This window comes from Staphylococcus lugdunensis (genome assembly GCF_001558775.1).
Taxonomy (GTDB): Bacteria; Bacillota; Bacilli; order Staphylococcales; family Staphylococcaceae; genus Staphylococcus; species Staphylococcus lugdunensis.
This window is the reverse complement of record NZ_CP014022.1, coordinates 1,157,439-1,174,020: the sequence shown is the minus strand read 5'-3', so window position 1 is coordinate 1,174,020 and position 16,582 is coordinate 1,157,439. Positions and strand designations below refer to the sequence as shown.

At 33.2% G+C, this 16,582-nt stretch carries 16 protein-coding genes; 7 read left to right on the top strand and 9 right to left on the bottom strand.

The features are described from left to right. Positions 1 to 15 precede the first annotated feature (15 nt). The gene (locus AL499_RS05595; RefSeq protein WP_002459911.1) at positions 16 to 204 is read right to left on the bottom strand and encodes a hypothetical protein; all 189 of its coding nucleotides are present in this window, start codon (positions 202 to 204) and stop codon (positions 16 to 18) included. Between the two features lie 23 nt (positions 205 to 227). After that, positions 228 to 1,646, bottom strand: coding sequence for a glycosyltransferase family 2 protein (locus AL499_RS05590; RefSeq protein WP_002479447.1), 1,419 nt, complete (start codon positions 1,644 to 1,646; stop codon positions 228 to 230). Between the two features lie 179 nt (positions 1,647 to 1,825). Here AL499_RS05590 and AL499_RS05585 point away from each other — a divergent pair, with 179 nt between their 5' ends. After that, on the top strand, positions 1,826 to 5,017 hold the full coding sequence (locus tag AL499_RS05585; RefSeq protein WP_037540823.1) for a CDP-glycerol--glycerophosphate glycerophosphotransferase: 3,192 nt from the start codon (positions 1,826 to 1,828) through the stop codon (positions 5,015 to 5,017). Between the two features lie 174 nt (positions 5,018 to 5,191). On the opposite strand, the gene folE2 is transcribed toward AL499_RS05585, so the two are convergent. The 3 genes from folE2 to AL499_RS05570 are packed head-to-tail and all read right to left on the bottom strand — an operon-like array spanning position 5,192 to position 7,129. Further along, entirely contained in the window at positions 5,192 to 6,073 is an 882-nt protein-coding gene (gene folE2 / locus AL499_RS05580; RefSeq protein ID WP_002459907.1) for a GTP cyclohydrolase FolE2, read from the bottom strand. Positions 6,074 to 6,087: 14 nt separating this feature from the next. Next, entirely contained in the window at positions 6,088 to 6,753 is a 666-nt protein-coding gene (gene bshB2, locus AL499_RS05575) for a bacillithiol biosynthesis deacetylase BshB2 (protein ID WP_002479445.1), read from the bottom strand. A 13-nt stretch (positions 6,754 to 6,766) separates the two neighbouring features. Further along, positions 6,767 to 7,129 (bottom strand): YojF family protein, encoded by a 363-nt coding sequence (locus AL499_RS05570; protein ID WP_002479444.1) that lies wholly within the window; start codon positions 7,127 to 7,129, stop codon positions 6,767 to 6,769. A gap of 264 nt (positions 7,130 to 7,393) precedes the next feature. On the opposite strand from AL499_RS05570, the gene hxlA reads away from it, so the two are divergent. From hxlA to scdA, 4 genes are all read left to right on the top strand, one after another. Beyond that, the gene (hxlA, locus tag AL499_RS05565) at positions 7,394 to 8,026 is read left to right on the top strand and encodes a 3-hexulose-6-phosphate synthase (RefSeq protein WP_002479443.1); all 633 of its coding nucleotides are present in this window, start codon (positions 7,394 to 7,396) and stop codon (positions 8,024 to 8,026) included. A gap of 1 nt (position 8,027) precedes the next feature. Then, positions 8,028 to 8,576, top strand: coding sequence for a 6-phospho-3-hexuloisomerase (gene hxlB, locus AL499_RS05560; RefSeq protein WP_002493000.1), 549 nt, complete (start codon positions 8,028 to 8,030; stop codon positions 8,574 to 8,576). Between the two features lie 670 nt (positions 8,577 to 9,246). Beyond that, complete coding sequence (locus AL499_RS05555) at positions 9,247 to 10,659, top strand: MFS transporter (protein WP_002459902.1); 1,413 nt, start codon at positions 9,247 to 9,249, stop codon at positions 10,657 to 10,659. Between the two features lie 173 nt (positions 10,660 to 10,832). Next, positions 10,833 to 11,510: an iron-sulfur cluster repair di-iron protein ScdA gene (gene scdA, locus AL499_RS05550; RefSeq protein ID WP_002492977.1), complete on the top strand. Its 678-nt coding sequence runs from the start codon at positions 10,833 to 10,835 to the stop codon at positions 11,508 to 11,510. 181 nt (positions 11,511 to 11,691) lie between these two features. Here the strand turns inward: scdA and vraX are convergent, their stop codons facing one another. The 4 genes from vraX to AL499_RS05535 all read right to left on the bottom strand — a co-directional run bounded on the left by vraX (position 11,692) and on the right by AL499_RS05535 (position 15,353). Continuing rightward, a complete protein-coding gene (vraX, locus tag AL499_RS12640; protein WP_002479440.1) occupies positions 11,692 to 11,862 on the bottom strand; it encodes a C1q-binding complement inhibitor VraX in 171 nt (56 codons plus the stop codon). Positions 11,863 to 12,012: 150 nt separating this feature from the next. Beyond that, positions 12,013 to 13,146 carry an FAD-dependent oxidoreductase gene (locus AL499_RS05545; RefSeq protein ID WP_002493012.1) on the bottom strand — a complete coding sequence of 378 codons (1,134 nt, stop codon included), beginning with the start codon at positions 13,144 to 13,146 and terminating at the stop codon, positions 12,013 to 12,015. A gap of 295 nt (positions 13,147 to 13,441) precedes the next feature. Further along, complete coding sequence (gene thiD / locus AL499_RS05540) at positions 13,442 to 14,272, bottom strand: bifunctional hydroxymethylpyrimidine kinase/phosphomethylpyrimidine kinase (protein WP_002479438.1); 831 nt, start codon at positions 14,270 to 14,272, stop codon at positions 13,442 to 13,444. Positions 14,273 to 14,360: 88 nt separating this feature from the next. Continuing rightward, positions 14,361 to 15,353: a choloylglycine hydrolase family protein gene (locus AL499_RS05535; RefSeq protein WP_002459896.1), complete on the bottom strand. Its 993-nt coding sequence runs from the start codon at positions 15,351 to 15,353 to the stop codon at positions 14,361 to 14,363. A gap of 152 nt (positions 15,354 to 15,505) precedes the next feature. On the opposite strand from AL499_RS05535, the gene AL499_RS05530 reads away from it, so the two are divergent. Then, entirely contained in the window at positions 15,506 to 16,174 is a 669-nt protein-coding gene (locus AL499_RS05530) for a uracil-DNA glycosylase (RefSeq protein ID WP_002479436.1), read from the top strand. Continuing rightward, positions 16,167 to 16,562, top strand: coding sequence for a DUF5327 family protein (locus AL499_RS05525; protein ID WP_002459894.1), 396 nt, complete (start codon positions 16,167 to 16,169; stop codon positions 16,560 to 16,562). The genes AL499_RS05530 and AL499_RS05525 overlap by 8 nt, the downstream gene beginning before the upstream one ends. Positions 16,563 to 16,582 lie beyond the last annotated feature (20 nt).

Here is a 16,582-nt window from a genome sequence, read left to right as displayed (position 1 = left end):
TATACTTATAGTAGACTACTCATATAATTCTTCTATAGGAATCAACCGTCCTTCGCTATCTCTATGTAATCCCATACGTTCTAATATATCTTCTTCAGAGTCGATATTAGTCATATTAATCTTATAGTCTTCTTTTAATTTCTTTTGGTTTAAGAAAAACAATACTGCAAGTAAAATATTTGTAAATATTAATAAATTTTTCATTGCAATAGCTCCTGTTAGATAATTTATTTTACTTTCATAGAAAGAAATCCATTAATTGTCGGATAAAAAGTGATATCATTTGAAGGTAATGTCATATTTTTGTTGTAAGCATATCTAATATTTAATGGTTTATAGTTATCATATATAACGAATACATTATAAATGCCTTTGCTAAGGTCATTTAGAATTGTTTCAGGTAGTTTAATTGTTAACAAGTCGTGGTTGATTGAATAATCTGATAAAAATATAGAATGCATAAAATTTGATCGACTTGCTAATTGAATGCCACTAATTGAAAGTTCAGATAAATTATGGATTGCTAATTGTAAATAGACAGACTTTTGAACTTGTTGTAAATTTTTAGTTGTTGCAAGTGGGTCTCTCACTTCAAAACGATAATCGTCTACGCTTATTAGCGAATAATGTTGTTGATTGGGCTTAGTTAGAAGTTTAGCACCGCTATTGTACCAAGCAAAAAAGGCGTTAAATTTATCAACATCGTCGTGATAAATTGCATTTATTACATCATCATATTTATGAGCAACGTTTGGTATAATATAATCACGTATATATGGATGTGTGCATATTTTTTTAATAATATCAAACACGCTAATTTTTTGCGTGAAATTTAAATTAATAAACACTTTTGAATTACAATTATTGAATAAATCATATTCAACAATGCGTAATAAAAATTTATCTCTAATTTTTTTATCTGAGATGTTTAAAGCAGACTTAAATATGATGTAATCACTTTCTCTTTTTGTTAAAAAATCTGATTTTTTAACGATAGAAACATTATCTGTTGAACGATTTAAATAGTTAGCTACGATAGGCGTCGTTGTAACATGATGTGCATTCACAAAGGCAGTCATAAAGAATAATTTGTCCTCACCAAAATGTAAGTTCAGAGGAAATTGAATGTTATTTTCAATAATCAACGATCTTTTAATAAATTTGCCACTGGGTCCCATATAATAATAAAGATAGGGAATATCGCTGCCTGGTTTATCTATATGTTCATCGATCGTCATAAATTTGGCATGAACGGTTGTATTACCATCTTTATATTTTATTACTTTCGCAATAATCAGATCGGTATCGTAAATAACATATTTGTTGGCTATCTTTTCTAAAATATTTAAATCTAACCAATCGTCACCATCGAGGAAGTAAATATAGTGGCCATGACTTAATTGAATGCCTAGATTGCGCGGTGCGGATGGGCCGCCACTGTTAAGTTCTAACTGATGAATTGTAAGATTATTTGCATTAAATGTCTGTAGTTTATTAAAAGTATCATCAGTCGATTTATCATCGATGACTATTATTTCATATAAATCGTTATTTAACGTTTGGTTTATTACAGAATTCAATGTTTTTTCAATAGTTTTATCATTATTAAAGGTAGTCACTATTATAGAAAAAAATGGTTTATTCATAAAAACGGTCCTCAATATATTAATTATAATATTTTGTTTCTCGTTACATTATAACTTGTTAATTGATATAATGTAATTAGAATTCTGAAATTTACAATATTTTAACAATCATATGAGAATATAACTGATATTATAAAGCTTATTAGAGCTTAGCTATAAGGTAATTGGAGGGAAATGAGTTGCATAAAATAACACAAGAAGGCACGGTTTTACATATATTATTTGATAGACCGGACAAAGTGATTCACCGAATTTTTGTAAAAAATGAATTTGATTCTATTGAATATGATAATGCAAGTGGCAGTAATCACTTTAAAATCAATTTGTTAGAAGTTGCTGAACATTTTAAATCACAAGATGATCCTAAAATCTATATTATTGTGGAAGAATCTACTGATATTTTAACTACACAAAGAACTTTAAAGGTTTTCAACGAAGATTTTGAAGTGGAAAATTTAAGTGCTGTTGTTGAAAATAATTGCATCATTTATCCATACATTACTAAAAATGGCTTTTTACATTTATCAATGAGTGACTATGTGCCAAGTAAAATATATTTTTCTCGCAGACATATTGATTCCTTGAAAATGAATAATCGTCAAGCACAAATTGATGGACAGTTTGCGATTATAAACTCACATTTAACTACAACACATTTATTAATAAAAACGAGATTTACGGATAGAGAAAAAAGGATAGCCATTGTACCTCAATTAAATGGCAATAACAAGAATGCAGCAACATATGATTTTTCAGCAGATATTTATGATGAACTGATAGAATTCATGCAGTATCCATATGATAGTGGTGATATCATAGATATTTTTCTAGAAATACAAGTTCAAGAAGTATTAGAGCCGATTAAATATAAATTAGGAAATCCACGCATTTTAGCCGAGCGTTTTTTAAAAGGTGAAATCATAACGGAATACAATAATGAAATCATTTCAATTACACCATATTTCACAATGAAAGGGCGCAATCTTTCATTCAGAATTAACCGTTATAGTATTGAGAGTTATTTACAATATATAAACAATATTAAAAAAACCAACATACACCATATACTTAAGAAAGAACAAGAAAAGATTTGGGTGATTGGTGAAAAATCATATAAAGCGCAGGATAATGGGTATCATTTCTTTAAATATATGCGTACACATTATCCGGAACGACCTGTGTACTATGTTATTGAAGAAAGCTCAAAGGAAGCCGAACATGTGCTGCCTTTAGGTAATGTCATATTTTATAAGACACCAGAACATTTTGATATTATGCTTCAAGCAGACTATATTTGTTCGACACATCATCCAGAGCTACTATATCCAACAAACAGTCAAATATACACACGAAAAATCAAAGCAATAAAGGTGTTTTTGCAACACGGCGTTTTAGGAACAAAAAATTTATCACAAATTAATGGAAATCAATTAAAAGATTTTAATGTCGACCTCTTTGTAACAAGCTCGGAACGTGAAAAAGAAATTGTTGTCAGAGATTTGAAGTTTGATAATAATCAAGTTGTTGTGACAGGTTTAGCCAGATTTGATGAGTTATTTAATCCTGATAATCAGGTGAAGAATCAGCTGCTTATTATTCCTACATGGCGTGACTGGTTAATCAATAGTGAACAACTTATTGAGTCGGATTATTTGAGTAGAATCAATGTATTACTCTATAGTTCTAAAATCAAAGAGGTTGTTGACCAAGGTATAGAAGTTATTTTCTGTTTGCATCCTAACATGCAACCATTTATTGATTTATTTGATGTGCCTCCGTATGTCACATGCATTAGACAGGGTGACGTAGATGTTCAACAATTGATTAAAGAAAGTAAATTAATGATTACGGATTATTCAAGTGTCGCTTTTGATTTTGGTTTCTTGTATAAACCTGTGATATATTATCAATTTGATAAAGAAAGATTTCTAGGTAAAGATGGTTCGCATATTGATATTGAGCAGGAATTACCTGGTGTGATAGTTAATTCACTAGCATCATTAGAACAAAAACTTAGTCATTATGTTAATCATAATTTTGAGGTTGAAGATGAGATTAAAGCAAGGGCGAATCAATTTATAAAGTATCGTGATCAGCATAATAGCTGTAGAATTTATAAAGCAGTCAGCTATTTTAAAGCACAGTATACTTTGAAAAATAAAGTTAAATATGATATTGTTTCACAGCATCTATTTAAACGGTTTAGAAAAAATAAATACTATTTCAAAACAATGGATAAGTATAATTCTGTAGTATCAAAAGTATTACCAACTAAAAAAGACTTAATTGTGTTTGAAAGTAATGTCGGAAAAACGGTTGGAGATAGTCCGAAAGTAATTTATGATACATTAAAGCAGTATCATCATCATTATGATATCGTGTGGGTGACAAATCAGGATTATCCTTTCAATGACCCACATGTGACAACTGTGGAAAGATTATCACCTGAATATTTCCATTATCTTTCTCGAGCAAAATATTGGATTAATAATCAAAATTTTCCATACTATCTTGCTAAGCCAAAAGACACCATCTATATTCAAACATGGCATGGAACACCTTTGAAAAAAATGTTAAACGATGTTGATACATTTGAAGGTAGAGATGAGGGTTATAAAGATCGAGTAAATCAGGCCATTAAAAATTGGGACTATCTTATTTCACCTAGCCCATACGCAAGTAAATGTTTTAAATCAGCTTTCAACTTTAAGAAAGAAATATTAGAAATAGGCTATCCTAGAAATGATATTTTTTACAGCAATAATGAAGCCCAACTAGAAGTAAAGAAAAAGATGATTAAACAGAAATTAGGCATCAAAGATCAGCGTAAAGTTATTTTATATGCACCAACATTTAGAGACGATGACATTAATAAAGCTAAAAAACACATCATTAAATTACACATGGATTTACAAAAAATGAAAGAAAATTTCGAGGAAGAGTACATTCTTATATTACGACCTCATATTATCATTAGTAATGCATTACATTTAGACGCATCATTAGATGAATTCGTAATTAATGCTAGTGCATATGATGATATTAGTGATTTATATTTAATCACAGATATTTGTATTACCGATTATTCTTCGGTTATGTTTGACTTTGCTAACACTAAAAAACCGATGTTATTCTTTACCTATGATTTGGATTATTATAAAAATCAATTAAGAGGTTTTTATTTTGATTTTGAACAAACTGCACCAGGACCACTGGTACGTACTAATGATGAATTAATTGATGCAATCAAACGAATAGAAACTGTTCGAGAACATTATGGTGAGAAGTATGATGCGTTTTATGAGCGATTTTGTCGATTTGAAACTGGTCATGCTGCCGAAGCAATTGTCAAAAGATTTTTCTTAAATTAAATCACGGTGTTACTCTTGAATCAATGATATCACTTAGCCATTAACAAAAAAGACAAATATTAAGACAATAAAAAAACTGAGCCAAGCAATAGTTGTGTAAACAACCTTGTTTGGCTCATTATTTATGAATGAAACAATTCTGACAAACAATGCGATGATTATCAGGATTTATTTTTATGATTTACGATATTTTAAGCGAGCAAAAGCATCGTGCTGATGGATAGACTCTTCGTTACGACATTCAATATCAAAACCATCTATCCACTCGAAATCAACAAGGTCAGCAGCAATTAAGCGAATCAAATCTTCGACAAAGCGTGGATTTTCATATGCGCGTTCAGTCACACGTTTTTCATCTGGACGTTTTAAAATAGGGTATAGGATCGAACTTGCATTCGCTTCCATGGCGTCCAAGATTTTCTCCTTGTAATCATCTACAATTTGTTCATCTTTATCTAAGTATGCTTTAACAGTAACAATTCCGCGCTGATTATGTGCAGAGTATTCACTAATTTCTTTAGAACATGGACATAGTGTAGTTACTGTTGCTTCTATCGTAAGCTCTTTACGGGTAATATTATTGCCTTCAATTGCCAGGCCATATGTGACATCTGCATTACCTACTGCTTTAATGTTTGTTACTGGACTATAGCGATCAAAGAACCATTTTCCTTTAACATCGACACCAGCTGAATTTTGTTTCATATTTTCTTGTAGTGTCCGTAATACTTGATACAATGTGCTGTAGTCCAATTCTAGGCCATTACTGTAATGCTTTTCAACGCTTTCTAAGATTCTACTCATATTAATTCCTTTTTCATTTTGTGTTAAGCTAGTCGAAAAACTAAATGTCCCGGCTGTTTGATATTGATTAATACGAACAGGGTACACAAGGTTTTTTATACCAACTTCTTCAATTTCAAAAAGGAAATTTTTATGTGTGCTTTGTAAGTCTGTCATGTCTTGTTTCGTCGTTGGTTTTGTACCTTCGACAGGATCAACTGAGCCAAAGTGTTTCCAACGACCTTCTCGTGTTGATAAATCAAATTCAGTCATATTTCAAACTCCCCTTATGCTTTAAAATGATAAGTCCAGAATGGTTCTACTTCTAAGAAACTTTGCGTTTCACCATCAATTTCAGGACTTGCTAATTGTTTTAAAAACGGACCTGTTTGTGATGCATGAGCTTCAAATGCTTTTAATTTAAGTTCTTTATATTTTGAAATATCATTTAAAATATCTGGTTCTCCTAAATGTTCGATTGCATCATTACTAAATGCAACTAATTGTAAACGAGGGCGCTGTGCAGCGGGCATACGTTTTACAGTTCTAATCACAGCGTCTGCAGTAGCTTCATGGTCAGGATGTACTGAGTAATTAGGATAAAAAGAAATAATGACAGAAGGATGTGTTTCGTCAATTAATCCTTGTATCATTGCATCCATTTGCGCATGAGGTTCAAATTCTACTGTTTTATCTCGTAAACCCATTTTTCTCAAATTTGTAATTCCTAAAATATTTGCGACGTTGTCAAGTTCTTGCTCTCTAATATCTGGTAAGGATTCTCTTGTTGCAAATGGTGGATTACCTAAATTACGTCCCATTTGTCCTAATGTAAGGCAAGCATATGTTACAGGTACTCCTGCCTCAATATAACTTGCTATCGTCCCAGCAGATGAGAAGGTTTCATCATCTGGATGTGGAAATATAACGAGTACATGTCTTTCATCATTCATGACTGTACCTCCTCTATAATGTGAATGGCTTATCACTGATTTCAATAGTGGCAGCCAATTGTCCTTCATAATTAAATCCAGCAATTAAAAATTCATTATTATTGTTGACTTCGAAGTGTGTGAGTCCTTGTACATAGACCCAGCCACCATCACGAAGTTTGAGACCAACGCGGTAAGGATCTTTGCCTCCGCCTTTAAGTTGTGCGTGTTCATATGTGACTTGTATATTTCTTAAAAACGTCCCCGCATTAAAAACACGTTGGTCGAAATGGTTTGCATACGCACCATTTGTTGTTTCAACGTGTAAATAAACAGGTTTATTTTCGTATGATGTGAGTCTTTTTTGTACTTCTATTTCATTAATTGGTTCCAACACATTCACTCCTTGTGCCATACAACATGTTTATCATTCTATTTTACTAAAAAGAACAGCGTAATTGTATATCTCTGCTCAATTTATTTAAAAAAGTAACAATAACGTTGTCATTATACATATAGACTATGCGAATACTTCAGTTAAAAGTTAATTGTTAGAGAAAAATCTAGTCGTTTAAAAAAAGATGAGACGGGTAAACTGCTAACTAGAAATAGAAAAACAAATAATGATTTATATAACATTAATGTTGAAAGGATGTTTGCATTGGAATTACAATTAGCAATCGATTTATTAAACAAAGAAGAAGCGGCAGAATTAGCTAAAAAAGTTGAGGAATATGTAGATATCGTAGAAATAGGTACGCCTATTGTTATCAATGAAGGATTACCAGCCGTTGAACATTTAAATAAAAATATAAATAATGCAAAAGTATTAGCAGATCTTAAAATAATGGATGCAGCAGATTATGAAGTAAGCCAAGCGATTAAATTTGGCGCAGACGTTGTAACTATTTTAGGTGTTGCTGAAGATGCTTCAATTAAAGCAGCAGTTGAAGAAGCGCATAAACATGATAAACAACTATTAGTAGATATGATTGCTGTTCAAGATTTAGAAAAACGTGCGCAAGAATTAGATGATATGGGTGCTGACTATATTGCAGTGCACACAGGTTATGACTTACAAGCTGAGGGACAATCGCCATTAGATAGCTTACGTAAAGTTAAATCTGTAATTAAAAATTCTAAAGTCGCCGTTGCTGGTGGTATTAAACCAGATACGATAAAAGAAATCGTTGCTGAAAATCCGGACTTAGTTATTGTAGGTGGCGGTATTGCTAACGCTGAAGATCCTGTAGAAGCGGCTAAACAATGTCGTGATGCGATTGAAGGTAAATAATATGTCTCAATTTACAAATTACCGTCTTATTCTTGAAGAGCTAGAGCGTACGTTATTACATGTTCAAGATGAACAATACGACCGTTTTGCGAATGATGTAAATGGTGCGCAAAGTATATTCACTGCAGGTAAAGGGCGTTCGGGCTTTATTGCGAATAGCTTTGCGATGCGTCTAAATCAATTAGGTAAAGATGCGTACGTCGTAGGGGAATCAACAACGCCGTCTATCAAAGAACATGATTTATTTGTAATCTTGTCTGGTTCAGGCTCAACAGCGCATTTACGTTTGTTAGCTGAAAAAGCCCAAACAGTAGGTGCTAAAGTCGTATTATTAACAACAAATCCTGATTCTCCAATTGGGGAGTTAGCAGAAACGGTGATTGAATTACCTGCTGGAACTAAATATAACGCAGAAGGTTCAGAACAACCTTTAGGCAGTTTATTTGAACAAGCTGCACTCCTGTTTTTAGATAGTGTGGTACTTGGACTCATGGATACATTTAATATTGATGAAGAAACAATGCAAAATAATCATGCTAATTTAGAATAAAAATTTATATATAATATATTCATTAGCCCGTTGAAATAGTAAATTTCGATGGGCTTTATTAATTAAATGATGTGCTTAAAAGTCTTATTTTACATAAATGAGTTACTAGTAAAAAGAGCAGTAACCACGTTGGTTTTTAGCGAAATAGATACAAAATGCCATTCTAATCGAAATAAATAAATATTAATAAAAGTGAATACATATAGATTATACAAAATATTGCATATGATTGGATAAATATATAGCGGGTATAGTTAGATGACATATTATATTTTATATAACACCGGATTTATGTTGAAAAAACAATATAAATTTTTGACAACTTTTATTGCCTTTAAAGTGAGTATTCGCTAGATTGACAACATTTTTCAAAATCCTTAAGTCATTGATATTAATGGAGATATAAGCATTATTAAAACGAGTGGAAATATGCCGGAATCCCTATGTTTAACTATGCGATAGTGAATATTTAAAGTCAAAATGTAGCGGGCAATATTTCAACACAATTTACTATAACACGATAAAGCATTAAAAATTTATATAAATATAATTAAAAATTCTGTAAAATGAATAAACTTGAATTTTAAAAATTAATTTTTCTTTAATCGATTTGACATTATAAATTAATAACGTATAATTATGTAACATATTACAAGGGAGTGTATCATTCATGGATTTCGAAAAAGAAAATATTAACATGGTAAACGCTCAAAAAGCCAAAAAAACTGTTATCGCAACAGGAATTGGTAATGCCATGGAATGGTTTGATTTTGGGGTTTATGCCTACACAACTGCATACATAGGTGCAAACTTCTTTTCTCCAGTTGAAAACGATCAAATTCGACTAATTCTTACTTTCGCTGCGTTAGCGATTGCTTTCTTATTACGACCAATTGGGGGAATTGTTTTTGGTGTTATAGGGGATAAATATGGTCGGAAAGTCGTATTAACAACGACAATTATTTTAATGGCGTTTTCAACGTTAACGATTGGTTTGTTACCCAACTACGATACTATAGGAATTTGGGCACCAATACTATTACTACTTGCTAGAGTGTTGCAAGGGTTCTCTACAGGAGGAGAATATGCTGGTGCAATGACATACGTAGCAGAGTCTTCTCCAGATAAAAGCCGTAATCGTTTAGGCTGTGGTTTGGAAATTGGGACATTATCGGGTTATATAGCAGCTTCAATTATGATTGCCATTTTAAGTTATTTATTAACGGCAGAACAAATGCAATCATGGGGCTGGAGAATACCGTTTATTCTAGGTTTATTCCTTGGTTTATTTGGATTATATTTACGTCGTCGCTTAGAAGAATCACCTATTTTCGAAAATGATATTGAAACGGCGCCACAACGAGATAATATTGGTTTTTTAACTATTATTCGTTACTATTACAAGGATATTTTAGTCTGTTTTGTAGCGGTTGTATTTTTTAACGTAACAAATTATACAGTCACTGCATATTTACCGACTTACTTAGAACAAATAGTGAAATTGGATGCGACAACAACAAGTGTGCTGATTACTTGTGTGATGGCTATTATGATTCCATTAGCACTTATGTTCGGTAGAATTGCAGATAAAATTGGTGAGAAAAAAGTGTTCTTAATAGGTACGGGTGGTTTAACACTATTAAGTATCGTTGCTTTTAGCTTATTGAATACTCGCTCATTACCACTGATTATTGTTGGTGTACTAGTATTAGGATTCTTCTTATCAACATATGAGGCGACAATGCCTGGATCGTTGCCAACAATGTTCTATACGCATATTAGATATCGAACATTGTCTGTAACCTTTAACTTATCAGTGTCATTATTTGGTGGTACGACACCACTTATAGCTGCTTGGTTAGTAAACTACACAAACAATATTTTAGCACCTGCATATTATTTAACTGCGATAAGCGTCATTGGTTTTGTTGTCATTTCATTACTGCATTTCAGTATGGCTGGAAAATCATTGAAAGGTTCTTATCCTAATGTCGATAGTGAAGAAGACCGTAGATACTTCGAAGAGCATCCTAAAGAGGCATTATGGTGGGTACAAGAACGTAAAGAAAAAGAAGACTTTTAGTATGACAATTAGACGTGCATGTCAATTTATGATGAATTGGCACGCACGTTATTTGTTTTTGTCGCTAAATTTGAATAAAAGGCGACGTCATTTTGTCAATCTTATGAACAGACTAGGTTATCGTGCTAACACGTTTTATAATATGGATAACTTATATAATAAAGGTGATTAATATGATAACGAAAGAAACAATTGTTGCAGAAGTAGTGACTGATTATCCAAAAGCAGCAGATGTTTTTAAGCATGCAGGCATAGATTTTTGTTGCGGTGGTGCTATTTCAATCGAACAAGCAAGCCAAAAGAGTAAATTATCGTTAGAAGCGTTGTTATCACAGCTTCAACAACTCGAAAGACAAAGTGAGCCAGGTGGCGGTTTAAATCCTAAATATTTAAGCGTGACCTCATTGATTCAGTATATTCAAGCTGCGTATCATGAACCACTAAAGGAAGAATTAAAACAACTAACGCCATATATAACAAAAGTAGCTAAAGTACATGGGCCGCAACACGATTATCTCATTGAGTTAAAAGCGTTATATACCCAATATAAAGACAACATGATTGCACACATGGCACAAGAAGATGATCATGATTTTCCTAAAATGATTGCTTTTTCAAATGGGCAAGATGTTGCAGAAATAGAACAAATTATTCTAGATTTGAAGACAGATCATGATGAGGTTGGTCAAATACTGAAGAAAATGAATCAGCTAACAAATGATTATACAATTCCAAATGAAGCATGCAATACATGGCGCCTCGTTTATCAACGCCTCCAAGCAATTGAAAAAGCAACATATCAACATGTGCATCTTGAAAATCATGTATTGTTTAATAAATTACATGCATAACAACAAACAAGCACTGATATTCGCCAAAGGGGACAACTTTGGAATGAATTCAGTGCTTGTTTGACTTTAATAAGGTGAATTTAGGAATACTATTTGACGTTTGTTACATGATAGGGGGGTCAGTAACACCGTACTTTTTTAAGGGTGGATCCATGACGAAATAACATGGAGGCCAATGAGGTTAATAACTTAATTTCATGTTATCAACGTCATTTTCTAGTAGAGAGAGCAATTTATAGATTTCGTTTTTATTAAACGTTTCATCGAATTTTACCGTAATTGTCTTGAAGGTTCGCGTAATGATTTCGTAGATAGGGACACCGTTTTCTATATTTTGCTTGTGAATAATCATGTTGACTTGCTCCTCCTTTATCTCTCTACACTTCATATCTTACTGAATTTTTAATTCAAAATCATGAGCCCCAAGTACCAACTTTTAATACGACGTACTACGTATAATCTTCTACGACTAAATACTTAGAATACGCAATGCTATCAGTGATTATGCTTCACCTTTAAATAGTTTGACAAAACGCTCAGGACTATCTTGGCCTAGACAAATATCCAATAGTTCGTGTGATTCTTGTTGCTCTGCTTCACTTCTAGGGAACATTTGACTTTCGTATTCTTTGATTACTTCGTCGAAATGATTGTAATTTTTAGCGATGCCTTCTGCTAATTCTGCACCATCTAGCATAGCTAAGTTAGCGCCTTCACCAGATGGCGCCATTAAATGTGCAGCGTCACCAATTAAAGTGATGCCTGACTTAGGTTCCCAGCGATGTTTGTCAGGTAAAGCATTGATTTTTCTAGCTACGATATTTGAATCTGACTCAGTTAACAATGCAGTAATTTCTGGTGCCCAGCCTTTAAATTCAGCTAAAATCGTTTTGATCGTTTCTGTTTTATTAGAAAAATCTATGCGATTAATCCAATCTAAATCACGGTTCATTTCTATATAAGTGTGAATAATATTATTTGCTTCGCGATGAGCTACAAAACCTTTTCCAGGAGAAAGGGCATACATCGCTCCTTCACCAACAATTTCAGCTGTTTTAGGATGTTTGTTATCAACATCGTGTAAATAAGTTTCAATAAAGGTTGTACCTACATAATTCGGTGTAATATCTGTTAATAATTTGCGTACTTTTGACCATGCACCATCTGCGCCAATTAATTTTGTAGTGTTTATAAAACTTTCATCTCTAAATACGACTTTATATTCTCCGTGTTGAATTTCTTCTATATGATCTACTTTTTTATTCCATTCAATTGTTTCTTCTGGAAGTGAGTGAATTAAAATTTGACGTAAGTCACCACGTAATACTTCAGGACGTCCATTTTCTTCATTAGCAGGCACCTCTAGAAGTAATTCTCCATTGGTATCTACAATTTTTGCTGCATCGGCACCTTCATGAATAATCGAATGAAATTCATCCATTAAATTAGCCTTTTCTAAAGCAACCTGACCATTATATTCATGAATATCTAATTGACCACCTTGTGTACGAGCATTCGGCGATGCATCTGCCTCATAGATTTTTGAAGGTATGCCATTCACATATAACACACGGGCAAGTGTTAAACCACCGATACCGCCACCAATAATTGTAATAGGTTCTTTTACTTTATTCATCATAAAACTCCTTTAAAACTCAATAATTAAATGCATTCTTACTTTACGCAAAAAACAGTTAGTTTAAACATAAAATAATAAATGTGATATAGTTTTTCCTATTCGTCGATGATTTTGATCGTTTATATTACTAAAATATTAGAAAGTAAAATAGACGAAATAGAAATAGTTACTGTAACTTATAGGGGCTAAAATGAACAAGTTGATATTTTAATACTATATAAAAAAGCTTTTAACTATTCCCGTTTGCTTTTGTTAAAGCCAAGAGAATAATTAAAAGCTTCATGTTAAAAAACTATACTTCTGTTACTTCTACGTCGATATGTTCAACACGATTAAATGCACCATGATCAACCGGTCCAACAAACGCATTCATTTTCCAGCCATTTTTAATTGCAGATGCCACAAAACCTTTAGCGGCAATAACAGCTTCTTTTGGTGATTTGCCATTAGCTAAATAAGCTGTTGTTGCTGCTGCAAATGTACAACCAGCACCATGATTGTAACTTTGTTGGAACATATCTGTTGTTAATTGATAGTAATTTGCGCCATCAAAGTATAAATCATAAGATTTATCTTGATCTAGTGCTTTACCACCTTTAATGATGACATGTTGTGCACCTTGATCATGAATGATTTTAGCTGCTTGTTTCATGTCTGCGATTGAAGTTAATTTACCTAAACCTGAAAGTTGTCCTGCTTCAAATAAATTAGGTGTCACTACGGTTGCTTTAGGTAATAAATATTTAATCATCGCATCAGTATTTCCTGGGTTAAGTACTTCATCTTCGCCTTTACAAACCATCACTGGGTCTACTACGAAGTATTTTGCACCCGATTGTTCAAAGGCCTCGCCAGCACGTTGAATAATTTCTTGTGTACCCAACATACCTGTTTTAATGGCGTCTGGACCAATTGAAATTGCAGTTTCAAGTTGTTTTTCGAGTAACTCCATTGGTAATGGTGTCACATCGTGAGACCACGTATCTTTGTCCATGGTAACGACAGCAGTCAATGCCACCATGCCATAAGTGTCTAATTCTTGGAATGTTTTTAGGTCTGCTTGCATTCCTGCGCCAGCACTGGTGTCAGAACCGGCAATTGTTAAAACTTTTTTTAAAGCCATTTAAGTTCACTCCCAATTATTTTCTAATACGTTTTTATCATATCATGTTTTAACGGTTAAGAAATAGCAGGGACACTTACATAGGTTGCTAGTCTTTAGTGTTTTTTAGCGGTGTAAATTGAATTTCTTGTTTCAATGGGAAAAACATCATCTCTTTTTGTGTCAGTATTTCTTCAGTTAATGTAAGCGAAAAAATTTGATTCGTTGAATATGGCTTGATGTAAAATGTTAATGTTTCACTGTCCATGACTAGTTGATACTGAGTATAGTGAGGTATGCCACCATCTAATACAGCACCTTTTGGAATACTCACACTATCCAGCAGCTTAAAGCAGTTGTTAAGATTTTGGCTTTCGTCAGTGGCACTGTGTAACTGTTGTCGAAGATAGCTTGCTCTTACAAAACGCTCGGTCGAAGTATAGCCTCCAGGCAAACCATTTGTACCTGCTTCGATGCCCATAGGACGAGTAAGTATCTTTCCTACAATAGGATAAGCAGTTTTCGTTGGTGACAGAAACGCGTAATTGCGTAAGTTTTCTATATGCCATTCTACGCTTGGTGCATTGGTAAGGACGTTTACATGATTATCTTTGATAATGACCCTACCATTACGTGGTTCAACTGTAGCAGTATGACCTGTTTTATCTGTGATCATAAATTGTAATGGGGGCACAATATTTAATGTCGTATTTTTTTCATTTAATATATTGATATGTGCTGCCTTTTGCTTTAAATCCGCAATGTTTTTTACGAAGCCTAATACCCAAACAATAAATTCTTCAGGTGCTAAATTAAAATATCCATAGCGTTTATGTTTACAATAAGAGGCTTCGCCGGTGAAATAATGATTGGAGATAGCAAGTCCTTGTTCATTGATACCATCACCAAAACGATATCGTCCCACTTTAAGATTAGTACCTACAAAACCATACGTTAATTGCAAAGCATCTTCTAAATCAAAATCATATTTGAAATCTCTTGGCACTACAGTAGGTATGCCATTAAATTCAAAGGCAAAATCCATGGTACGTGCTAAATAATGATGATTTTGTTTTGTATAAAAAGAAAAGCCAGTACACATCGTTATTTCTCCTTTATTTCCAGTGTTGTTATTTATTCATAGCATAATGAAATAGATATGATTTGTAAACTTTTGCGTATTATAAGTTTACATTATATAGATAGTGAACCTTTTAAGAGGTATATGTTAAACTATTGCTTGAGGTGAAGATAATGGAGTGGGCACAAATTTTTCATGATATAACATCTAGACATGATTTTTCTGCGATGCATGATTTTTTAGAAAAAGAATATACGACGCAAATTGTATACCCAGATAGAAAAAACATCTATCAAGCTTTTAGTTTAACGCCTTTTGAAAATATAAAAGTTGTGATTTTAGGTCAAGATCCTTATCACGGACCAAATCAAGCGCATGGTTTAGCTTTTTCGGTACAACCTAAAGCGAAATTCCCACCATCTTTAAAAAATATGTACCAAGAATTAGAAGATGATATTGGCTGTCATAGGACATCGCCGCATTTACAGGATTGGGCACGTGAAGGTGTTCTACTATTAAATACGGTGTTGACTGTGCGCCAAGGCCAGGCACATTCGCATAAAGATATAGGTTGGGAAATATTCACGGATGAAATTATTCAGGCTGTATCACGATATAGGCAAAATGTGGTTTTTATATTATGGGGCAAACCAGCGCAACAAAAAATGAAATTGATTGATACGCAAAAGCACTATATTATTAAATCGTCACATCCCAGTCCGTTATCGGCTTATCGAGGCTTTTTTGGCTCAAAACCTTATTCCAGAGCCAATGCTTATTTAGAGTCAAAAGGAATAGCACCAGTACATTGGTGTGAAAGTGGGGAGAATACTCATGGATAGAGAGAAAATCATCCAGTTAATTGAACAAGAATTAGTTCAGGCGGATGAAGCAAGTAATGAGCAACAATTTGAGAAGCACATATATGCGATTCATACGCTAACGTCTTTATATACAACCACAACATCAGGCCATCGAGCAAGTCAAGAAACATCCCAGGATGATATTATGGGACCAACTTTTTCAACCACGGTGAAGTCAAATACAAGATCAGCAGTGCAACAGACAGGACATAAGCAAACAGCAAAGGTAACAGCTGCTGAAATAGAAGCTATGGGCGGTAAAGTACCAAATTCCATGAAATCATCACACAACACGAACGTCGCTTCTTCAAATACTATGGTCACAGATGATGAAATTGGTAACGGCGATTCTATTTTTGATTTTTAAGCGTAAGGAGAGAACAAATA